Genomic DNA, 21,983 nt, shown 5'->3' on the forward strand with positions numbered 1-21,983 from the left:
GGCTCTGGGCGCTGCGTGCGCGCCGCCGCCGGTCCGGCGGGTCACGCGGCCGGTTCCGTCAGTACGCGGTCCAGCGGTACGTCGGCGGTGACGGTGACGGCCGCCGGGTCCAGGTCCGCCGGGGTCGGCATCACGCTGCCGGGCAACTGCACCGCGGCCGCCCCGTGCGCCACGGCCGACGCGAGCGCCTCGGGGCCCTCGCCGCCCGCCGCCAGGAATCCGGCGAGGGAGGCGTCGCCCGCGCCGACGTTGCTCCGTACGGCATCGACGGTCGCCGACGCGAAGTGCACGCCCTCGGCCGACACCAGCAGCTGGCCGTCGGCGCCCAGGCTGGCGAGTACCGCGCCGGCGCCGAGCGTGCGCAGTTCCTCGGCCGCCTTGACCGCGTCACCGACCGTACGGAGCGGGCGGCCGACCGCTTCGGCCAGTTCCTCGGCGTTGGGCTTGACCACGTCGGGCCGCTCCCGCAGGGCCGCGAGGAGCGAGGGGCCTGAGGTGTCGAGGGCGATGCGGGCGCCCGCCGCGTGGGCGCGGGCGACCAGGTCGGCGTACCACTGCGGGGAGAGTCCGCGCGGGAGGCTGCCGCAGCAGGCGATCCAGTCGGCGTCGGCCGAGTGGCTGCGGACGGCGGCCAGGAGGGCCTCGGACTCGGTGGCGGAGAGTTCGGGTCCGGTCGCGTTGACCTTGGTCAGGGTGCCGTCGGGCTCGGCGATGCTGATGTTGGAACGGGTCTGTCCGGACACCCGTACCGGTGCGACCTCGATGCCTTCGGCGGCGAGGAGTTCCGCGACGAGGGCGCCGGGGGCGCCGCCGAGCGGGAGGACCGCGACGGTGCGGTGACCGGCGGCGGACACGGCGCGCGAGACGTTGACGCCCTTGCCGCCGGGGTCCATGCGGTCGGAGGTGGCCCGCAGGACCTCACCGCGCGTCAGCACGGGGACCTCGTAGGTCCGGTCGAGGCTGGGGTTGGGGGTGACGGTCAGGATCATCGTCGTCGGCTCGCTCGTGCTCTCGGTCGGATGGTGGTTCTGCGGATTGCCCCGGCCGGGGCGGTGCGCGTCAGACACACAGCACCTCGATGCCCGCTGCCGTGAGGGCCGCCTCGTCCGCCGGGTTGAGTCCGGTGTCGGTGATGAGCAGGTCGATGTCGGAGAGGTCGCCGAAGCGGGCGAAGTGCTCCTGCCCGTGCTTCGCGGAGTCCGCGAGCAGCACGACCCGGCGGCCGGACGCCACCAGTGCCCGCTTGACGGCGGCCTCGGCGAGGTCGGGGGTGGTCAGGCCGTGTGCCAGGGAGAACCCGTTGGTGCCGAGGAAGACGACGTCGGCGCGGATCTCGCCGTACGCCCGCAGCGCCCAGGCGTCGACGGCGGCGCGCGTACGGTGCCGGACGCGGCCGCCGACCAGGTGCAGGTCGATGCCGGGGTGGTCGGCGAGGCGGGCGGCGGCGGGCAGCGAGTGCGTGACGACGGTGAGCGCGCTCTCCAGCGGGACGGCGGCCGCGAGCCGGACCGCGGTGGAGCCCGCGTCGAGCACCACGCTTCCCTCGGCGGGCAGTTCGGCTACGGCCGCGTGGGCGATGCGGTCCTTCTCGTCGGCCGCGGTGGACTCGCGCTCGGCGAGGTCGGGCTCGAAGTCGAGGCGTCCCGCCGGGATCGCCCCGCCGTGCACCCGGCGCACCAGACCGGCCCGGTCGAGGGCCTTGAGGTCGCGGCGGATGGTCTCGGCGGTGACCTGGAAGGTGTCCGCGAGGGACTGCACGTCGACCCGCCCGCCGTCCCGTGCGAGACGGAGGATTTCCTGTTGGCGCTCCGGTGCGTACATGTGGCTTTACGTCCGATCGATGCCCGAACCTGTGGTTTCTCTCGCAGAGTACGCCCGCGACGCGGGCAAGTAAACACAATCGGGCCCGCCTCGGGCACAAACGGACTTTGGTCCGCGCGCGTGGGCCTTGATACCCGCATGCCTATGCGCCCGCACGCCCACACGCCGGGTTGTCCGTACGCGAAGAGCCCGCCCCCGCACTCGGCCGTGAGTGCGGGGGCGGGCTCTGGACGCAGCACCGAGGACGGCGGTCAGGCCGTCAGCACGGGCTCCTTCTGTACGTCGCCCGGCACATCGCCCTGTACGTCGCCGGACCCGGCTCCGCCGTCGGTCGGCGCACCCTGCCCCGCCGACTTCTTCGGCAGCGCGAACATCAGCAGGAAGATCGCCAGCAGTACGCCGACGGTCCAGCCGAGCGCGTTCTGGAAGGCCTCCACGTACGCGCCGCCGACCGCGGACTGCGCACCGTGTGCGGCCTCGACCCGGTTGTCGACAATTCCGAAGAAGACGACCGACACCAGGCCGATGCCGAACGCGTTGCCCGTCTGGCCGGTCGTGTTGATCAGGCCGGAGGCGGAGCCCGCGTGCTCCTTGGGCACCTCGGACAGCACCGCGTCCGTCAGCGGCGCCACGATCAGGCCCATGCCGAGGCCCATCACGATCAGCGGCAGCGCCATCTGCCAGGAGGTGATGTCCGCACCGAAGTGCTTGGCCTCCCAGATGTAGAGCAGCATGCCCGCGGCCATGGTCAGCGCGCCGGTCTGCAGCACCTTGCGGCCGAAGCGCGGCACCAGCTTCTGCACCGAGATGCCCGCGGCCACCGACACCGCGATGGAGAACGGGATTCCGGTGACGCCCGCGCGCAGTGCGCTCCAGCCGAGCCCGATCTGCATGTACAGCGTCCACACCATGAAGAAGATGCCGCTGAAGACACCGAAGGTGAGCTGCACGGCGATACCGGCGGCGAAGCTCTTCACCTTGAACAGCGACAGTTCCACGAGCGGCGAGCCGTCGCGCCGCGTCTTGTACTTCTCGTACGCGACGAACACCGCGAGCACCAGCAGGCTGCAGCCCATCGACACGTAACCCCACACCGGCCAGTCCAGCTCGCGGCCGCGGGTCAGCGGGTAGATCAGCGCGAGCAGCGCGAGGGTGACCAGTACGACGCCCGGCAGGTCCAGGCGCAGTGCGCGCGGGGCCTTGGACTCGGTGATGAACTTGCGGCCCAGGATCAGGCCCGCGATGCCGACGGGCAGGTTGATCAGGAAGATCGGGCGCCATTCCAGACCGAAGAGGTTCCACTCGGTGAGCAGTGCGCCGAGCAGCGGCCCGGTCACCGCACCCAGGCCGACGATCGCACCGAACAGTCCGAAGACCTTGCCGCGCTCGTGCGCCGGGAAGGTGGCGTGCACGATCGACAGCACCTGCGGGACCATCAGCGCCGCCGTCGCGCCCTGGAGGATGCGGGACGCGACCAGGACGTCCGGGTTGGCGGCGAACCCGCAGAGCGCGGACGCGACCGTGAAGCCACCCATGCCGATCAGGAACAGCCGCTTACGCCCGTAGATGTCACCGAGCCGGCCACCGGTGATCAGACCGGCGGCGAACGCGAGGGCGTAGCCGGCGGTGATCCACTGGATGGCGCTGAAGGTGGCGCCGAGGCTGCCCTGGATGCTGGGGATCGCGATGTTGACGATCGTGACGTCAACCAGGTCCATGAAGGCGGCGGTCATCACGATGGCGAGGGCGAACCAGCGACGGCGGTCGGTGGGCACGGGCGCGGGCGCGGAAGTCGTGGCGGCGGATATCGGGGATCCTGCGGGACTCCCCGACGGGGGTGCTGATGTCATGTCGAAGACGTTAGTCCCGATGTAGGACACAAGATGGCCCACATCGGCATCATGCTGGGTGTTATGACGGACACACCGGCACGGCTGCTGCAATTGCTCTCGCTGCTCCAGACGCCCCGCGAATGGCCGGGCAGCGAACTCGCCGATCGGCTGGAGGTTTCCCGCCGAACGGTCCGCAGGGACATCGACCGGCTCCGTGACCTGGGCTATCCGGTGCAGGCCACGATGGGTGCGGAGGGCGGGTACCGGCTGGTCGCGGGCAAGGCGATGCCGCCGCTGGTGCTCGACGACGAGGAGGCGGTGGCCATCGCGGTCGGGCTGCGCGCCGGCGCCGGGCACGCGGTCGAGGGCATCGAGGAGGCGTCGGTACGGGCGCTGGCCAAGCTGGAACAGGTGCTGCCGTCCCGGCTGCGCCACCAGGTCTCCACGCTCCAGGCCGCGACGATCCCGCTGACCAGTGGCGACGGGGCGAGCATCGATCCGCAGACGCTGACGGTGATCGCGGGGGCGGCGACCGGGCACGAGCGGCTGCGGTTCGGCTACCGGGCGGGCGACGGTACGGCGACCAAGCGGCTGGTCGAGCCGTACCGGCTGGTCAGCACCGGGCGCCGCTGGTACCTCGTCGCGTACGACATCGACCGCGAGGACTGGCGGACCTTCCGGGTGGACCGGGTGAGCGAGCCCTTCGCGACGGGGGCGCGGTTCGTGCCGCGCGGGCTGCCGACGGGCAACGCCGCCGACTTCCTGAGGCAGTCGCTGGGCAACGGACGCCAGGCGCCGCACCGACTGGTGGTGACGTTCGAGGCGCCCGCCGAGTTCGTGGCGGCGCGGCTGCCGGGCACGCTGGGGGCGCCGGTGGCGACCGGCGACCACAGCTGCCGACTGGAGGCGGAGATCGCGGACTCGCTGGAGTGGCTCGGGCTGCGGCTGGCCATGGTGGACTGCGAGTTCGCGGTCGAGGAGCCGCCGGAGCTGGTCAACGCGCTGACTTCGCTGGGCGAGAGGATCGGGAGGGCGGTTGCCGTGCGGGGGCGTTAGCGCGGGAGCGTGGAAGCGTGGAAGCGTTTGCAGCGGGAGCGTTGAAGCGTTTGCAAGGGCAGGGCTTGTTGCGTTACGGGGCAGGCTGATGGGGAGCCCCGGCGCCGGGGGGAGTGCGCCGGGGCTTCTTCCCGGGTAGGACGCAGCGGCTGGGGCGCCCCCGCGTCGTGGTCTTGGGTTCGGTCAGGCTGCCGCGTCGAAGCCCGTGTCGTGGGCCATCTTCTTGAGCTCCAGCAGTGCGTGCTTCTCGATCTGCCGGATTCGCTCGCGGGTCAGGCCGTGCTCCTTGCCGACCTCGGTGAGCGTGCGCTCGCGGCCGTCCTCGATTCCGTACCGCATCCGGATGATGGAGGCGGTGCGCTGGTCCAGCTTGCCGATCAGGTCCTCCAGCTCCTCGCTGCGCAGCATGGAGAGCACCGACTGCTCGGGCGAGATCGCCGAGGTGTCCTCCAGGAGGTCACCGAACTGGGTCTCGCCGCCGTCGTCGACCGGCATGTTGAGCGAGACCGGGTCGCGCGCCCAGTCCAGTACGTCGCTGACGCGCTGGGGCTTGGTGTCGAGCTCGGCCGCTATCTCCTCGTGCTCCGGGTCGCGCCCGTTCTCACGGTTGAACTCGCGCTGGACGCGGCGGATCCGGCCCAGCTCCTCCACCAGGTGGACGGGCAGGCGGATGGTGCGGGACTGGTCGGCTATGGAGCGGGTGATGGCCTGACGGATCCACCAGGTCGCGTACGTGGAGAACTTGAAGCCCTTCGCGTAGTCGAACTTCTCGACGGCGCGCACCAGGCCGGCGTTCCCCTCCTGGATGAGGTCGAGCAGGGGCAGGCCGCTGCGGGGGTAGCGGCGGGCGACGGCGACGACGAGGCGCAGGTTGGACCGGATGAACAGGTCCTTGGCGCGCTCCCCCGCCTCGTACAGCCTTTCCAGCTCCTCGCGCGAAGCGGCACCGGCCTCCTTGGAGTCACCGGAGTCACCCGCCTGGGGGGACTCGGCCTCGCCGTCCAGGATCTGCCGTGCGTACACACCGGCTTCGATGATCTGGGACAGCTCGACTTCCTTGGCGGCGTCCAGCAGTGGCGTCCGTGCGATCTCGTCGAGGTACATGCCGACCAGGTCGCGGTCGGCGATCTCCCCGCCTACGGCGCGAACGCTGCTTGCCCGGGTCGATCCGGTCGAGGACCGACGGGCGACGGCACGGGTTGCCATGCTTGGTGCTCCCTTGCGTGAGTAGGTCGCGGTGGTGTGACTGTGGCTGCCGGGATTCCTTTCGGGTTCCCCGCTTCCAATGAATCCAACGGCTGGAATCCGGACAGAATTCCCCTCGGCCGCACTCAATTTCGTGATCTTGCAGTACCCTGTCGCCCCGCATACGGGTGAACCTGGCTTAAATCACCACGAAAGTGCAGGTCAGGGCGGGTGCGGAGGGTGATCTGCGGGGACTCGCCGGTCTTTATGGGCGCTTCACCAGTGAGACGTCGATCACCTTCGGTGCGGTCGCTTCCTTGCCTGGGGTGTGGTTCTTGGCGGCTCTGTCTGAACGTGAAGACGGGGTGGGGGGTCGGGTGGTTGCTTGGGATGACCGATCTGGGTGGAATCTGGGGTGGTGGGTGATTGGTCCGTGGGGAGGCGGGCCTGGGTGGGTGGGCCGCTGCGCGGGGCTTCACCCCACCCCGCCCCTTCCCGAAACCGGGGCTCCGCCCCGGACCCCGGGCCCGTGCGGGCGGGCGGGGGCGGGTGGGCTGCCGGGGCTGCGCCCTGGACCCCGGGGTGGCAGCCCGGTTGGGGTGGGTGGGGGAGGTGCGGGTGCGTCGTTGGCTGGCCGCGCAGTTCCCCGCGCCCCTGACGGGGCGGGATACGTGTGGCTAGTCGCGCCCGCGCGGCGGAGCCGCACAGTGTCACAGCCCCGCGCCCCTGACGGGGCGGTACGTCCCATGGCCTAGGTCCGTAGCCCGTTACCAATTGGGGTGGGTGGCTCTACTGTCCGGCGCATGGACACCACAGGTACGTACGACGAGGCACTTGAGCGGCTGCATTCCACCGGGCCCGAGCGGCTCGGGCGGCTTTCCAATCACGCGCCGATGGCAGTGGAGGCGCTCGCCGCGAACGGGCGGGCGGCGGACGTGCATCGTTGGCTGGACCTGTACGCGCACAAGTTGGAGGACTTTCCCAGCACCACCGCCCCCGTCCGGGACGACAACTGGGCCGAGGCGCTCGGTGACCCCCGGCGGGCTGCCGACTGGATCGTGTACTTCGAGCGGTTGCTGGCCGAGCGGCCCTGGCGCGACGTGCTCGCCGAGTGGTGGCCCCGGCTGTTGCCCGGCATCGCCGGCAGTGCCGCGCACCCGGTGATCCGGGTCGGGCACGCGGTGCGCGGTCTTCTGGAGGACGGCGGGCAGCACGGGCCCCGGCTCACCGAGCTGGCGCACGGGCTCGGCTACTGGGCGGCCCGGCACCTCCCCACCCCCGAGGTCACACCGCTGACCGGAGCGGTCACCGCCACCGGCGCACTGGACGCCGTACCGCCGATCGACGTGCGGGAGGGTGGGTTTCCCGACCGCCTCGCGCGCGTGGCGCGAGTGCCCGTGTGGGCGGCGGCTCCCGCGACGCCCGAGGAGGCGCGCGAGAAGCTGGCCGAGCTGGTGCGGGCGGCCGTGCACCGGTACGCCACCCACGGGCACGGCGAAGAGACCATGCTGGTGCACGCCTCGACCGCACCCAATGCCGTACTACGCACCCTGCCCGCTCTGCCGAAGTCGCTGTGGGTGCCGAGTCTGCGCACTGCGTGGCAGGTCACCGCGGCCGTCACCGCGATGTACGCGCCCGACGAGGCGATCGACTACCGGCCGCGGGCGGCGGGGCTCACTGCCGAGGAGGTCTTCGAGCGGGCCGCCGCGCACGGCGACGAGCACGTGGTGAAGTTCGCCGACACCGCACTGGACGTCGGCGGCGAACACGCCCTGTCGGCCGCGCTCTACGCCGTGGAGATCAGTGAGCCCATGAGGTGAGTCCCAGTCCCGGATACGGGCGTCGTCAGCGTCAACGTCAGCCGAACTGGACCGATCGTTTCGCCAGGCCCATCCAGAATCCGTCGATCACACTGCGCACACTGCCGAGTTCGTCCTGCGCCGCGCCCAGCGTCACGAACAGCGGTGCGAAGTGTTCCGTGCGCGGGTGGGCCAGGGCGCCCGCCGGGGACTTGTGCTCGAAGTCGAGCAGTGCGTCGACGTCCGCGGCGGCCAGCGCCCGCTGCCCCCAGTCGTCGAACTCCGCCGACCACGACGGCACGCCCGGCCCGGTGTGCCGCAGTGCCGCCAGGTTGTGGGTGAAGAAGCCGCTGCCGACGATCAGCACCCCCTCGTCCCGCAGCGGCGCCAGCTTGCGCCCGATGTCCATGAGCTGCTGCGGGTCGAGCGTCGGCATCGACACCTGGAGCACCGGAATGTCGGCCTCCGGGAACATCTCCACCAGCGGTACGTACGCCCCGTGGTCCAGCCCCCGGTCCGGTTCGTCCTGCACCGGCAGCCCGGCGCCGCGCAGCAGCTTCCGTACGGAATCGCCCAGTTCAGGCGCGCCCGGCGCGGCGTACCGCACCGCGTAATAGTGCTCGGGGAAGCCCCAGAAGTCGTAGACGAGAGGGACGGTACGGGTGGCGCCGAGAGCCAGCGGCGCCTCCTCCCAGTGGGCGGAGACCACCAGGATCGCGCGCGGCCTGGGCAGGTCGGCGGACCAGGCGGCCAGTTCCCCGGGCCAGACCGGGTCGTCCGCGAGGGGCGGGGCTCCGTGGCTGAGATAGAGGGCGGGCATGCGCGCGGCGGTGGATGTCATGCGATCTAGTTTAACTTTCAATGAGGAGCTTTACAGTGGAGCGTATGAGAACGAAGAAGAAGACGGCTCACGGCACCCGGCCACCGGACGGCAGCGCCGCCGCCCCGGAACCCCGTTGGCTCAGCGACGAGGAACAGCGCGTCTGGCGCGCGTACATCCACGCCACCACCCTCCTCGACGACACCCTCGACCGCCAGCTGCAGCGCGACGCGGGCATGCCGCACATGTACTACGGGCTGCTCGTACAACTCGTACAGGCTCCCGGCCGCAAGCTGCGGATGACCGAGCTGGCCAAGAGCGCGAAGATCACCCGTTCCCGGCTCTCGCACGCGGTCGCCCGGCTGGAGCGGAACGGCTGGGTCCGCCGCCAGGACTGCCCCTCCGACAAGCGCGGCCAGAACGCCTTCCTCACCGACGAGGGTTACGAGGTCCTCAAGGCGGCGGCACCCGACCACGTGGCACTCGTCCGCGCGGCGATCTTCGACCGGCTGAGCGAGGAACAGGTGCGGCAGCTCGGCGAGATCATGTGCAGCATCGCCGACGGCCTGGAGCCCACGGGTACGGGTGCGGACCTTCCCTGGCTCCGGTGACACGTACAAACGACGTAACGAAGCAACGGCGCAACGACGTCCCTGTGCCGACCCGACGCACGACGCCCCGGCCCCGCTGCGGACAGCACAGCGGAACCGGGGCGCGAAGGGGTCAAAGTGCGTCAGTGCGCGATGACCGGAATCTTCAGTTCGGCGTCGGCGTCGACTGCCACGTCGCCGCCGGCTGCCGCGTCGGCACCCGGGCCCCTGCCCTCGCCCGACGACGACGCGGGCGTCGTCACGCCCGGCTTGCCCGCCGTGATCAGCGTGAAGGCGATGCCCGCCGACACGACCAGGATGCCGACGGCCCACCAGATGGCACTGGCGTAACCGTGCACCGCCGCCTGTGCGCCGAGCAGCTGCTCGGGCAGGCCGTCGCCCGCGTGCGACAGGGCGTAGTCCCGGGTGGCGCTGACCGCGACGGTGCTCAGCAGCGCGGTGCCGATGGCGCCGCCGACCTGCTGCGAGGTGTTCACCATGGCGGAGGCGACGCCCGCGTCGCGCGGCTCGATGCCGTGCGTGGCCAGCGACATGGCCGGCATGAACGCCGTACCCATGCCCAGGCCCAGCATCAGCTGCGCGGGCAGGATCAGACCGGCGTACGAGGAACCGACCTCCAGCTGGGTGAGCAGCAGCATGCCGGTCGCGGCGAGCAGGAAGCCGGGGCCCATCAGCAGGCGCGGCGGCACCCGCGTCATCAGCCGGGCGCCGATCTGCGTGGAGCCCGTGATCATGCCCGCGATCATCGGCAGGAACGCGAAGCCGGTCATGACGGGCGAGTAGCCCTTGATGGCCTGGAGGTAGTACGTGAGGAACAGGAAGAGGCCGAACATGCCGATGACCGCGAGGCCCAGCGACAGGTAGACCCCGCCCCGGTTGCGCTCCAGCAGGACGCGCAGCGGCAGCAGCGGGTTCTTCACCCGGGACTCGACGGCCACGAAGGCGGCCAGCAGCACGACCGCGGCAGCGAACATGCCCAGGGTCATGCCGGCACTCCAGCCGTCGCTCTCGGCGCGCGTGAAGCCGTACACCAGGGCCACCAGGCCGAGGGTGGAGAGGACCACGCCGGGGATGTCGAGCCGCGAACGGTTGCGGCCGCCGGCCGGCTCGCGGATGAAGAAGTACGCGCCCACGGCGGCGACCACCGCGAAGGGGATGTTGACGAAGAACGTCCAGCGCCAGTCGAGGTACTCGGTGAGGAAGCCGCCGAGGATCAGGCCGACCGCACCGCCGCCGCCCGCGATGGCGCCGAAGATGCCGAACGCCTTGGCGCGCTCCTTCACGTCGGTGAAGGTCACGGCGAGCAGGGACAGCGCGGCGGGTGCCAGCATGGCGCCGAAGACGCCCTGGAGGGCGCGCGAGCCGAGCATCATCGCCTCGCCGGATGCGGCACCGCCCAATGCGGAGGCGGCGGCGAAGCCGATCAGGCCGATGACGAAGACGCGCTTGCGGCCCCACAGGTCGGCGAGGCGGCCGCCGAAGAGCAGCAGTCCGCCGAAGGCGAGGGCGTAGGCGGTGATGACCCACTGCCGGTTGCCGTCGGAGATGCCGAGGTCGGTCTGGGCGGACGGCAGGGCGATGTTCACGATCGTGGCGTCGAGGACGACCATCAGCTGGGCCAGCGCGATGAAGACGAGCGCCTTCCAGCGGTTGGGGTCAACTGCGTTGCCTGGCACGGAATCGGATATCGCGCCTCCCCGCTGGGAGAGGGAGTGGTCTGTTTTTGACATGGGAGTAGCCACCTAAGGGTGCGAATGCTGTGAAAGCTAGAAATACGGACAGGAGCGGCACCCAGGGGGCACTGCGCTTGATCGAGTTACGTGTGAAGTGACGCCCGGCTCATGTGTGAAGTGACGCCCGGCGCCGAGGCGGCGGCATCACCGTGACCGCCGGAGGTCCTCCAGGGTCGCGGCGCTCCCGGGCAGTTCGGAGCGGGCCGGTGCTTCGAGCCCGTCGAGGAACAGTTGCAGATGGCGGTGGACGAACTGGTCGAAGTTCATGCAGCCGCTGCCGGGCAGCGGCCGGGTGAGCTGGGACAGCGCGACCATGAGGTCTCCGACCGCGACGTCGGTACGGAGCCGGCCGGCCTTGCGGGCCCGGCCCATGAGGTCCTCGACGGCCACTTCCAGCCGCTCGCGCCCGGCGAGCAGGTCCTCGTGCTGTACGTCGAACCCCTCGGAGAGCATCGGGCACAGTGCGCCGATCCGCTCGTCGGCGGCCTCGTGGACGAAGCGCCGCAGGGCGCCGAAGGAATCGCCCTGCTCCTCGGCGATCTCCAGTACCGCCGCTTCGGCGCGCTCGGCCGTGCGGGACAGCACGGACAGCACCACCTCGTGGATCAGGCCGTTACGGTCGGGGAAGTTCCGGTAGAGCGTGGCGTTGCCGACCCCGGCACGGCGGGCGATCTCGTCGAGCGGCACCTCGGGTCCGTACTCGACGAACATCTCGCGCGCCGTGGTGACGATGCGCTCCCGGTTGCGCAGTGCGTCGGCACGCGGGCGCGTGACGCGCCGCTCAGCCACGGAAGCACCGGAGGCACCGGATTCGCTGACCACCACGACCACTCTCCCAACCGGGGAAGGCTTCCCCACTTCTTGCGGACCTACCTTCAAACGGGGAGACGCTCCCCGTTTATTTCCACCTGCCCCCCCTTCCTTCCTGTGACCTGAGTCACAAGGAACCCCACCTTCGGCCCACCCACCGCGCGCCCCTCCGCACGTCACCGGAGGGTGAGCAAACAGGAGCAGTCAGTACTGTCCGGGACGGAACGGACAGGGCTGCGTGGAGCGGAAGGCCATATTCCATGCAGCAGCCGCGCCCCCGCCCCGGCATAACCGGCGGCCCGCGCCGCGTCATCACCCTCGCCGCCCTGGCGACCGTCGCCCTCACCGTGGTGACCAGCGCGAGCACCCCCCTCGGCGACTTCCGCCACTCCCAGTCGGGCCCGGCCAGAACCACCCACCGCGCCGCCGAGGGCTCCGGCGCCGTACGTACGCAGGCCGAACCGGCCGGACCGCCCGGTTCGACGGAGGCGCTGGAGGCGGCCCTCCAGCCGTGCCGCATCACCGGCACCCACGGCGTGCAGATGTCGGAGGGCATGCCGACGCCCGCCGGCTACGCGCGGTCCACCGGCGAGGTGCGCGCCCTCAACCTGATGATCGACTTCCCGGACGCCGTGGGCCAGGGAACGGCGCTCGCCCGCTTCCAGGAGTTCGCGCCGCAGACCGCCGCCTGGTTCGACGCCAGCAGCTACGGCCGGCTGCGGTACGTCCCCAAGGCCCCGCTCACCGACTGGCTGCGGATGCCGCTGGCGTTCGCCGAGTACGGGATAGAGCGCGGCGCCCCGTTCGAGCCGGGCTACCAGCGGCTGGTGCAGGACATCGTGTCGATCGCCGACCCCCGGGTCGACTTCTCCGCGTACGACCTGGTGAACATCCTGGTCACCCCGAACGCGGGCCCCTCCGCCCTGGACACCGTCCTGTCGGTGACCTTCTCCGGCAACAGCGAGGCGCCGGTCGCGGACGGCGTGCCGCTCGCCAACACCTCGTTCGTCTACAGCCGCCAGGACGACGGCTCCGGCAGCTACCCGGAGACCGGCTTCCGGGTACTCCCCCACGAGAACGGCCATGTCTTCGGCCTGCCCGACCTCTACACCACCGACGGCGGCGGCGCGGTCGGCCACTGGGACATCATGTCCGAGGACTGGGGGGCCAACAACGACCTGCTGGGCTGGCACAAGTGGAAGCTGGGCTGGCTCGACAGCCGGCAGATCGGCTGCGCCTCCCGCCCCGGCACCACCGACCTCACGCTCGCCCCGCTGGCCTCCGTGGGCACCGGCCGCAAGCTGGCCTTCGTACCGCTCTCCGACAAGTCGGGTTACGCCGTCGAGGTGCGCACCCGCGCGGGCAACGACGACGCGGTGTGCAAGCCCGGCGTGCTCGTCTACCGCGTCGACGCGGACGTGGACACCGGCAACGGCCCCATCACCGTCGCCGACAGCGAGCCCGGCAGCGGCGGCTGCACCCGGCGGCCCAACGTCCATCTGGAGCTCTCCGACGCCACGTTCGTCCCCGGCACGTCGTTCACCGACCGCGAGCGCGGCGTACGCATCGACGTGCTCGACGAGGACAGCGACACCGGAGACCACCGGATCCGCATCACCCGCTCCTGACTCCACGCGAAAGCGCCCGCCTCCCCCCACCCCGAGCCCCCGGGCGCGGCCCGGGAAACCCTGTCGGCCCACCACCGGCCACCGGCTACACTGTCGGTCGGCGTCCTCCCGTGGCCGCCCATGCCTCCGTAGCTCAGGGGATAGAGCACAGCTCTCCTAAAGCTGGTGTCGCAGGTTCGAATCCTGCCGGGGGCACAGTCGCGAAGCCCCCCGGCCGTCATCGGCCGGGGGGCTTCGTGGTGCGTACGCGCCGGTGGGTCAGTCCGTGCCGCCGCGCAGGATGCGTTCCGTGCGGGCGTCGAGGTCGGCGCGGAGGTGGGCCGCCGCAGAATGAGCGGTCAGGAGGCCCTGCGGACCGCCGCCGCCTTGCGTGCCGCCGCCATCTCCGCGGATTCGCGGCGGCCCCTGGAGGGGGCCGGGGAGCGCCGGGAGCGGGTCGGGCGGCTGCGGTTCTGGTCGGGGGAGGCGGCAGAGGACGACCCGCCGGCCGCACCGGACGTCTTGGAGGCGCCTCGGACCGGAACGCCCGACGGGGCCTGGGCGCCGGTGATGCGGGTGAGTTCGGCGTCGCCGGAGCGGACCGCGGCCGTGTGCGCCGTGACGCCGGCCTCGCGCATCAGCCGGGCGAAGTCGCGGCGCTGGCCGTGCGTGACCAGGGTGACGACGCGGCCGGACTCGCCCGCGCGGGCGGTGCGGCCGCCCCGGTGCAGGTAGTCCTTGGGGTCGGTCGGCGGGTCGACGTTGACGACGAGGTCGAGGTTGTCGATGTGGATGCCCCGGGCGGCGACGTTGGTGGCGACCAGGACGGTGATCTCGCCGTTCTTGAAGCGGTCGAGCGTACGGGTGCGCAGCGGCTGCGACTTGCCGCCGTGCAGGGCCGCCGCGCGGACGCCGCTGGCGAGCAGGTCTGTGGTGAGCCGGTCCACGGCGTGCTTGGTGTCCAGGAACATCAGTACGCGTCCGTCGCGGGCCGCGATCTCGATGGTGGTGGCGTGCTTGTCGGCACCGTGCACCTCCAGGACGTGGTGCTCCATGGTGGCGACGGTGCTCGACGACGGGTCGACGGAGTGGACGACCGGGTCGGTCAGGAAGGTGCGCACCAGCTTGTCGACGTTGCGGTCGAGGGTGGCGGAGAAGAGCATGGTCTGCCCGTCCTCCCGTACCTGCTGGAGCAGTTCGTTGACGTCGGGCATGAAGCCCATGTCGCCCATCTGGTCCGCCTCGTCGAGGACGGTGATCCTGACCTGGTCGAGCCGGCAGTCGCGGCGCTCGATGAGGTCCTTGAGGCGGCCGGGGGTGGCGACGACGACGTCCGTACCGCGTCGCAGCGCGGAGGACTGGCGGCCGATGGACATGCCGCCGACGACGGTGGCCAGGCTCAGGTTCAGGACCTTCGCGTACGGGGTGAGTGCGTCCGTCACCTGCTGGGCGAGTTCGCGCGTCGGTACGAGGACCATGGCGAGCGGCGCCTTGGGCTGTGCCCTGCGCCCGTACGCGGCCGTACGCACGAGCATCGCGAGGCCGAAGGCGAGGGTCTTGCCGGAGCCGGTGCGGCCACGGCCCAGCACGTCGCGCCCCGCGAGGGCGTTGGGGAGCGTCGCGGCCTGGATGGGGAAGGGCTCGGTGACGCCCTCCGCGACCAGGGCCCGCTGGACGGAGTCCGGCATGTCGAGCTCGGTGAAGGCGGTGACCGGGGGCAGGCCGGGGGTGACGGTGACCGGGAGGGCGAATTCGCCCTTCAGCGACACCGGACGGCGGGTCCGCCCGCCGTTGCCGGAGCCGGACCGGTTGGTGGTGCCGGAGCCGGACCGGTTGGTGTTGCCGCCACCGGCGTGGCCGCCGCCCGTACGGGTGCCGGAGCCCGAGCCGCGCTTTCCGGCACTGGTGTCGCGGTTTCCGCCGAAGCGGGCATAGTTCGTACTCAATGGAGATTCCTCCTCGATACCGGCACGTATCGAGGAAATCCCGGACCCGCGAACCGGCGGGCCGCATTTCAAGAACGGGCCGAAATGAATTCAAAACACTGAAAAACATAGAAAAACACGGAGGCAGACCGAGGGGGCTCCCCCTGTCCCTGACTCCGGTCCCTCATAACAACAACCGGGCCCGTTTCATTCCCGGGCGCAAAAACGGGCTGGGACCTGCACCCGAGGTGCAGGTCCCAGCCGCGCTGTCACCGCTGATCAGGCACGAAGCCGATGATCAGGCGGGGACGATGTTCTCCGCCTGCGGGCCCTTCTGGCCCTGCGTGACGTCGAAGTTCACCTTCTGGCCTTCCTGGAGCTCACGGAAGCCGGAGGTGGCGATGTTCGAGTAGTGGGCGAAGACGTCGGCGCCGCCGCCGTCCTGCTCAATGAAGCCGAAGCCCTTTTCCGAGTTGAACCACTTCACGGTGCCAGTAGCCATGTCAAATCTCCTTCGGGGTAAAAACCCGGGAAACACACACTGTGCGTGTTCCACGTCGCGCGATGATGACCCCGTCCGGGAGAAAAGCACCGGAAATACAAAAGAAAAGTGCGCCCACCGGAAGACGAATGAATTCCAGGGAGAGCACTTGTAAGTCTTTTCGGGAACCACAACTGCAACTGCGAATAACCGTAGCATGCCGAGAGCATTTCGGCACGGCGAGTATTCGCGTCGTCGCTCTGGGCGGAGCGCACGGGGAATCTACCCCGGCGGCGAGGCCGCCAACCCTCACCCCCGTACGAACCCTCACGGACCCTTGCGAGCCCTTACGAACGAGCGCCGGGCGGGCCGAAATCTCCTCGGCCCGCCCGGCCAGCCACGTCAGCCCGGCCGGGTCAGCCCAGCCGCGTCAGCCCAGCCGCGTCAGCTTCGACCCGAAGCCCGGCTCGACCAGGTCCGACTGGAGCGCCACCGGCGCCTTGACCTGACCCGGACCGGTGCCGACGGTGACCTCGCCGACCACGTCACCGGCCTTCGCCGCGTGCGGCACCGTCTTGCCCGCCGCCGCGCCGACCTCCAGGTTCACCTTCAGTCCGGGCCAGCCGACCGCCTTGAGGTCCTGCGTCGCGACGACCGGGGTGTGTCCGCCGAGCCCGTCGTCCACGAACCCGACGACCTCGCCCTTCTTGACGACCGTCGCGGACGTCACGACCTCCTGCGCCTTCTCGATCAGCTTCAGGCTGTTGTCGATGGCGGCCTGGAGCTTGTCGCTCAGCTTGGTGCCCTTCTGCTGGTTCATCACCGAGCCGATGATCCGACGTTCCTTGCCGTCGATGATCGTGCTCGCCGTGAACAGCAGGTTGCCGCCGGCCGGGGTGGTCGAGCCGGTCTTGATGCCGTTGACACCCGGCTTCAGCAGGATGTTGTTGTTGTTGTAGATCATGCCGTCGATACCGGGGACCTTGACCTGGGGCAGGTCGACGATCTGGCGGAAGACCTCGTTCTTCATGACCGCCTTGCCCAGCTTGACCTGGTCGACCGGGGTGCTGACGGTGCCCTTGTCGAAGCCGCTGGGGTCGGTGTAGGTCGAGTTGGTCATGCCGAGGTCCTTGGCGGCGGCGTTCATCTTCTTGACGAACTCCTCCTCCGACCTGGCGTCCCAGCGTCCCAGCAGGCGCGCGATGTTGTTGCCCGAGGGAATCATCAGCAGCTCGATCATCTGGCGCAGCGTGAACTCCTGCCCCTTGGTGACCTTGGCCGTCGACTCGTCGGGCTTCTTCGCGTCGTCCTCGCCCTGCTGGTCGATGGAGACCTTGGGGCCGGTCTCCTTGCCCTTGAGCGGGTGGCTCTGGAGGATCACGTACGCCGTCATGGCCTTCGCCATGCTCGCGATCGGGGCGGGCTTCTGCGCGCCCTCGGTGCCCATCGAACCGACGCCCTCGACCTCGACGGCCGACTGGCCGTCACCCGGCCATGGCATGTCGGTCTTCCCACCCTCGAAGGTGTACGACGGCGAGGACGTGAGCTCTATCTTCGGGTCCGGCAGCGGACGCACCAGCTGCACGACCCCGACGACGACCACCAGCAGCAGGACCAGCGGCGTCCAGATCTTGACCCGGCGGACGGTCGTCCGCACCGGCGTCTCCGGCGGCGCGGGCTTGTTCGTGAGCTCGGCGAGCAGGTCGAGCGGCGGCTTGGGCGGCAGCGGCTGCTGCTTGGTCCGCTCGGCCTCCGGAAGCCCGGCGGCCTGCTGCGGCAACGGCTGAGATGCGGCCGGGGCTGCCGGGGGCCTGGGCGCGCGTACGTCGTCGGGCCTGAGCGGTACGAAGGTGCTGGTCCGCTCCGTGTCGGACTCGGGCGGCGGCACCTTGGAACTCGGCCCGCCACGGGGGGCCCTGGGCGCCTTCGGATCGGTCGCGGGCAACTTGAGCATCGCCGTCGGCTGATCCACCTCGGGCGCGGAGGGCCGCATGGTCTTGAAGACGGCGGTGGCCTGATCGACCCCACCGCGCTCGTCGTCCCGCGAGTCGGACGGGCCACCGGAGGGCTTGCCCGCGTCCGGCGTGTCGGCGGAGGGCTTGGCGCTGCTCGGCTCGCCAGCTGCGGGCTCGCCCGCGTCCGGCTTGACGGCGGCAGGCTTGTCACCCGAGGGCACGCCCTCCGACTTGTCACCCGTGGACTGGCCGACTGCGGGGCTGCCCGCGTCCGGCTTGGCGCCGGTGGGCTTGGGGGTGTCCGGCTTGGCAGCCTTGGGCTGACCCACGACCGGGAGGACAGCCGTCTGCTCGGCGGCGGGCTTGGCGGCCGGGGATTTTGCTGCGTCCGGCTCAGCTGCCGTGGAGTTGTCTCCGGAGGGCTTGCCCGCGTAGGGCTCGGCGGGCGTGGAGTCGTTTCCAGCGGGCTTGCCTGCGGTCGGCTTGGCTGCCGGGGACTCGCTCGCGTCCGGCTTGGGGGCGGGCTTGCCTGCGGTCGGCTTGGCTGCCGTGGAATCGCTTGCGTCCGGCTTGAGGGCGGGCTTGTCAGCCGTGGGCTGGCCCGCTATGGGCTTGGTGCTGTCCGGCGTGGCGCCGGTGGGCTTGGTGCTGTCCGGGTTGGTGGTTGCGGGGGTGTCGGCCTGGGGCTTGGCTTTCGCAGGTGGGGAGGCCTTCGGGGCGGACTCTGCGGGTTCAGGCTTCGCGGCCCTGGCTGCCGCAGGCTCGTCCTCGGCACGCTCGGTCTTCTCCGACCCGGCTGCCGCAGACTCGGCCGCCTCGGGTTCGGTCCCTGCGGGCTTGTCCTTGGCGGAGCCGGTCGGCCCGGGCTCGGCGTGGGCGGCTGTCGCGGGGGCGGGGTTCTCGGAATTCGCCTTCGTGGCGTCGTCGGCCGCGGAATCGGCCTTCACGCGCTTGGGCTCGTCGTCCTTCGTGCCTTCGGCGGCGGCGGAACGGTCCTGCGGGTCACCGGCGGCCTTCCGGGCCGCACGAGCGCCCGAGAAGGCGGCGGCAGCGATGGCGGCGGACGACGAGGCGCTGGACTCGGCGTCGGTGTCGGTGTCGGGGTCGGCGTCCGGGCCGGACGGAGCCGCGTCCGGGTCGTCGGACGTGGCGACCCAGGCCGCGACGGCCGCGCGCAGGCGGGAGTCGCCCGTCCCGGCGCCCGTTCCGGTGTCCGTGTCGTCGCCGTCGGTGTCCTTCGGGCGCGTCCGGAACACGCCCGTCGGCTGGTCCACCTCGTCGGGCCCGTCGGGCTCGGTCATTGCTTCCGCCTCCGGATTCGCTTCCGCACCGGATTCCGTTTCCGTACCGGAATCCGTCTCCGGGCCGGAACCCGGCTTCGAACCGGATTCCGGTTCGGTGCCCTTCGGGCGGGTCCTGAAGACGCCCGTGGGCTGGTCCACGCCCGTGGACTCCGTGGACGCCGACTCGTGCACCACCTCGTCGGCATCGTCCGCAACCGACTTCGACGCCTCCTGCGTCCTCTCGCGGAAGACCGCGAGCCGAGGATCGCGTTCGCCCGCCGTCTCCCCCGACGACTTCCGCTGCTCCGACCTGCCGGGGGACTCGCCCGCCACCGATGCCTCCTCAACCCGCACACCGCAGCGGGGCCCGCCCCCGCTGTCCGATCCATGGACCAGTGTCCTGCTACGAGCACCGGCCCCACGTGCTAGACGAGAACGACATACCTACTGGTTCCCGTACATAGCACCCAGGCACTCTCGACAGATGAATGTGAGAGGGGTCACCCTGTCATTCATCCACGCGGGGAGGCATGGATGGGCAGGAGCCGCAGAACAATTCCGGAGGAGCTTCTGTTGCTCGCTCTGGACCCGGCAACGGGTACCACAGCGCAGCCGCAGTCGCTCGACCTCGGCCTGGCCGGGGCACAGCTAGTGGAGCTGGCTCTGGCAGGACGGATAGCCCCTGACGGGGATCGTATCGCCGTGGTGATGCCACGGCCGACCGGAGATCCGACACTGGACTCCGCACTGGAACTGCTGCGCCGACGCGGCAGCCCGGTTCGGGCGGTCCACTGGATCGGCGGGCCCCGACTGGGGCTGCGCCAGATCTATCTCGCGCACCTGGAGCGGTGCGGCATGGTTCATGCCGTCTCGGGCCAGATGTGCGGGGTGCTGCCGACGACTCGCTACCAGGCGACCGACACGGCAATCAGCCGGGACATCCGTGCCCGGCTGGACAGTGCGATCCGCACCGGTGTACCGCCGGATCCGCGGACCGCGGCGCTCGCCGCGCTGGCCCACGCAGTCGGGCTCGGCAAGCACCTGTACCCCGGCAACGAGGGCCGGTCGTCCAGGTCCCGTCTCCGGGACCTGATTCGGCACGACCCGATGGGCGGACTCGTGGCACACGCCGTGATGGACGTCCAGAACGGTGTGGCCGCCGCGCCGCGCCGTGCCGCGCCGGGCACGTCCGCCGCTCCGGGAAGTCCCGGCAACGGCGGTGGCGGCGGAGCGCGTCAGACCGCTTCCGCTTCCGTACCGGTGCAGCCGCACCGCGGCAGCATGGCCCGTGCCGTGGCGCACTGAAGCACCACCCGCAGCACCGAGCAGGAACCGCAGCACCGAAGTACCGCAGCACCGCAGCACCGCGGAACAAACGCGCGGGGCAGTGGACCGGCCGTCCGGACGAGGGCCGGGCCGCCGCCCCGCGCGTGTTTCCCGTGCCGGAGCGAATTCCCGCCCCGGAGCGCGTCCCCTTGCGCCGGCTGCCGCCGAATCCGTTCCGGTTACGTGTCCGCGGCACCACCCTGTGTGGCCGTTTACCAGCGCGGCCAAGCCAGTTGGTGGCAGTCTGCTGAAGAGTAGATAAGCAGAGCACGCAGCCGGAGGTGCAGTTCCCGTGGCGTCCCCCAATGTCAATCCCACCGTCAGGCGACGCCGACTGGGCCAGGAGTTGCGTCGCCTCCGAGAGCTCAAAGGCATGACGGCGGAAGGCGTCGCCGAGCGGCTCCTGGTCTCCCAGTCCAAGATCAGCCGGCTGGAGAACGGCCGCCGCAGCATCAGCCCGCGCGACGTCCGCGACCTCTGCGGGGTGTACGAGGTCGAGGACCCGAGGGTCGTCGAATCGCTGATGCAAATGGCCAAGGACTCGCGCCAGCAAGGCTGGTGGCACTCCTTCGGCGACATCCCGTACAGCGTGTACATCGGTCTGGAGACCGACGCCGACAACCTGCGCGTGTACGAGCCCCAGGTCGTGCCCGGCCTGCTCCAGACGCCGCAGTACGCGGAGGCCCTCATCTCCGGCGCGCTGCCCGAGGACCCCCCGCAGGACTGGGCGAAGCGGGTCGGCGTCCGGCTGCGCCGGCAGGAGCGCATCACCACGAGCACCTCGCCGCTGCGTCTGTGGGCGGTGATCGACGAGGCGGCACTGCGCCGGGTCGTCGGCGACCGGCACCTGATGCTGGCGCAGTTGGAGCACCTCCAGGAGCTGGCCCGGCTGCCCCATGTGACCATCCAGGTCCTGCCGTTCAGGGCGGGTGCGCACACCGGGGTCAGCGGACACTACGCGATCCTGGAGTTCCCGGAGACGACCGACTCCAGCGTGGTCTACATCGAGGGCGTGACCAGCGACCTCTATCTGGAGAAGACGCCCGACGTGCAGAAGTTCACCGGGATGTACGAGCATCTGCGCGCCAAGGCGCTGAGCGTCGAGGACTCGCACCTCTTCATCGAGAACATCGCCAAGGAGTACGCGAGCGCCGAGCGGGAGGCCTAGCCGGGGAGCTGAAAAGGGCCGGGGAGCCGAAGAGGACCGGGGAGCCGAAGCGGCCGCAACGCCGGAAAAGCGGAAGACAAGGGGCCGGTACAGGCCCGGACGGCGGAGGCCGCGTACCGTACACCTTGCGCATAGGCCAGTGGAAGACCCATCGGGGCAATGCCATCCAGTCGAGTGAACGACCGCTGTGCGCCCACGAGTTCCGGCGTAGCGTCGATCACGCCAAGCAAGCACGTTGGCAGCTCACAACGACTGGTGAAGGCGGAACGGACATGGCAATTCTCAAGGGCGCGACGGCCGAGTGGACGAAGTCCTCGTACTCCGGCGGAAACGGCGCGTGCGTCGAAGTGAAGTCTCCGGTAATGCACGCCATCGACGTGCGGGACTCGAAGGCGCCCGAGGGCCCCTCGATCTCCTTCGTCCCGGGTTCGTGGACGACGTTCATCGCCGAGGTCGGCCAGGGTTCCCTGGGCCGCTGATCCCGCACGGATCAGGTACCTCGGGTACCACAGCACCACCACAGAGCCCTCTCGACTGGCCCGCCGTCCTGGCCGAGGGGGCTTCTCAACGC

Annotated in this window: 17 protein-coding genes and 1 tRNA gene; 8 read left to right on the forward strand and 10 right to left on the reverse strand. The window is 70.7% G+C overall.

From position 1 onward, the window contains the following. Positions 1-41 precede the first annotated feature (41 nt). The 3 genes from pfkB to ACZ5PB_RS16930 all read right to left on the reverse strand — a co-directional run bounded on the left by pfkB (position 42) and on the right by ACZ5PB_RS16930 (position 3,671). On the reverse strand, positions 42-989 hold the full coding sequence (pfkB, locus tag ACZ5PB_RS16920; RefSeq protein ID WP_468692113.1) for a 1-phosphofructokinase: 948 nt from the start codon (positions 987-989) through the stop codon (positions 42-44). A 70-nt stretch (positions 990-1,059) separates the two neighbouring features. After that, positions 1,060-1,821, reverse strand: a complete 762-nt coding sequence (locus ACZ5PB_RS16925) for a DeoR/GlpR family DNA-binding transcription regulator (protein ID WP_468691823.1) — start codon at positions 1,819-1,821, stop codon at positions 1,060-1,062. A gap of 251 nt (positions 1,822-2,072) precedes the next feature. Further along, a complete protein-coding gene (locus ACZ5PB_RS16930; protein ID WP_468691825.1) occupies positions 2,073-3,671 on the reverse strand; it encodes an MFS transporter in 1,599 nt (532 codons plus the stop codon). 63 nt (positions 3,672-3,734) lie between these two features. Between ACZ5PB_RS16930 and ACZ5PB_RS16935 the strand changes: the two genes are divergently transcribed. Further along, positions 3,735-4,709, forward strand: a complete 975-nt coding sequence (locus ACZ5PB_RS16935; RefSeq protein ID WP_468691827.1) for a helix-turn-helix transcriptional regulator — start codon at positions 3,735-3,737, stop codon at positions 4,707-4,709. Positions 4,710-4,892: 183 nt separating this feature from the next. Here ACZ5PB_RS16935 and ACZ5PB_RS16940 read toward each other — a convergent pair whose 3' ends face one another. After that, a complete protein-coding gene (locus tag ACZ5PB_RS16940) occupies positions 4,893-5,915 on the reverse strand; it encodes a sigma-70 family RNA polymerase sigma factor (protein ID WP_468691829.1) in 1,023 nt (340 codons plus the stop codon). A 782-nt stretch (positions 5,916-6,697) separates the two neighbouring features. Between ACZ5PB_RS16940 and ACZ5PB_RS16945 the strand changes: the two genes are divergently transcribed. Continuing rightward, complete coding sequence (locus ACZ5PB_RS16945; protein WP_468691831.1) at positions 6,698-7,714, forward strand: questin oxidase family protein; 1,017 nt, start codon at positions 6,698-6,700, stop codon at positions 7,712-7,714. Positions 7,715-7,751: 37 nt separating this feature from the next. On the opposite strand, the gene ACZ5PB_RS16950 is transcribed toward ACZ5PB_RS16945, so the two are convergent. After that, entirely contained in the window at positions 7,752-8,534 is a 783-nt protein-coding gene (locus ACZ5PB_RS16950) for a dioxygenase family protein (protein WP_468691834.1), read from the reverse strand. A 44-nt stretch (positions 8,535-8,578) separates the two neighbouring features. Between ACZ5PB_RS16950 and ACZ5PB_RS16955 the strand changes: the two genes are divergently transcribed. Continuing rightward, positions 8,579-9,124: a MarR family winged helix-turn-helix transcriptional regulator gene (locus tag ACZ5PB_RS16955; protein ID WP_468691836.1), complete on the forward strand. Its 546-nt coding sequence runs from the start codon at positions 8,579-8,581 to the stop codon at positions 9,122-9,124. Between the two features lie 122 nt (positions 9,125-9,246). Here the strand turns inward: ACZ5PB_RS16955 and ACZ5PB_RS16960 are convergent, their stop codons facing one another. After that, positions 9,247-10,854 carry an MFS transporter gene (locus ACZ5PB_RS16960; RefSeq protein ID WP_468691837.1) on the reverse strand — a complete coding sequence of 536 codons (1,608 nt, stop codon included), beginning with the start codon at positions 10,852-10,854 and terminating at the stop codon, positions 9,247-9,249. A 147-nt stretch (positions 10,855-11,001) separates the two neighbouring features. Next, entirely contained in the window at positions 11,002-11,646 is a 645-nt protein-coding gene (locus ACZ5PB_RS16965) for a TetR/AcrR family transcriptional regulator (RefSeq protein ID WP_468691838.1), read from the reverse strand. Between the two features lie 281 nt (positions 11,647-11,927). Between ACZ5PB_RS16965 and ACZ5PB_RS16970 the strand changes: the two genes are divergently transcribed. Both ACZ5PB_RS16970 and ACZ5PB_RS16975 read left to right on the forward strand, forming a co-directional pair. Next, positions 11,928-13,295 carry a M6 family metalloprotease domain-containing protein gene (locus ACZ5PB_RS16970; RefSeq protein WP_468691840.1) on the forward strand — a complete coding sequence of 456 codons (1,368 nt, stop codon included), beginning with the start codon at positions 11,928-11,930 and terminating at the stop codon, positions 13,293-13,295. Positions 13,296-13,417: 122 nt separating this feature from the next. Beyond that, positions 13,418-13,490 (forward strand) — tRNA-Arg (locus ACZ5PB_RS16975). Positions 13,491-13,633: 143 nt separating this feature from the next. Here the strand turns inward: ACZ5PB_RS16975 and ACZ5PB_RS16980 are convergent. The 3 genes from ACZ5PB_RS16980 to ACZ5PB_RS16990 form a co-directional block, all read right to left on the reverse strand. Continuing rightward, positions 13,634-15,220 (reverse strand): DEAD/DEAH box helicase, encoded by a 1,587-nt coding sequence (locus ACZ5PB_RS16980; RefSeq protein WP_468691841.1) that lies wholly within the window; start codon positions 15,218-15,220, stop codon positions 13,634-13,636. A 277-nt stretch (positions 15,221-15,497) separates the two neighbouring features. Then, a complete protein-coding gene (locus ACZ5PB_RS16985) occupies positions 15,498-15,701 on the reverse strand; it encodes a cold-shock protein (RefSeq protein ID WP_189825182.1) in 204 nt (67 codons plus the stop codon). Positions 15,702-16,110: 409 nt separating this feature from the next. Further along, complete coding sequence (locus ACZ5PB_RS16990; protein ID WP_468691842.1) at positions 16,111-19,251, reverse strand: D-alanyl-D-alanine carboxypeptidase family protein; 3,141 nt, start codon at positions 19,249-19,251, stop codon at positions 16,111-16,113. Positions 19,252-19,452: 201 nt separating this feature from the next. Between ACZ5PB_RS16990 and ACZ5PB_RS16995 the strand changes: the two genes are divergently transcribed. From ACZ5PB_RS16995 to ACZ5PB_RS17005, 3 genes are all read left to right on the forward strand, one after another. Further along, positions 19,453-20,223 carry a GOLPH3/VPS74 family protein gene (locus ACZ5PB_RS16995; RefSeq protein WP_468691844.1) on the forward strand — a complete coding sequence of 257 codons (771 nt, stop codon included), beginning with the start codon at positions 19,453-19,455 and terminating at the stop codon, positions 20,221-20,223. Positions 20,224-20,536: 313 nt separating this feature from the next. Beyond that, complete coding sequence (locus ACZ5PB_RS17000) at positions 20,537-21,412, forward strand: helix-turn-helix domain-containing protein (RefSeq protein ID WP_468691845.1); 876 nt, start codon at positions 20,537-20,539, stop codon at positions 21,410-21,412. Positions 21,413-21,684: 272 nt separating this feature from the next. Beyond that, on the forward strand, positions 21,685-21,891 hold the full coding sequence (locus ACZ5PB_RS17005; RefSeq protein WP_468691847.1) for a DUF397 domain-containing protein: 207 nt from the start codon (positions 21,685-21,687) through the stop codon (positions 21,889-21,891). Positions 21,892-21,983: the final 92 nt, after the last annotated feature.

It is taken from the genome of Streptomyces sp. NPDC032721 (assembly GCF_055579625.1).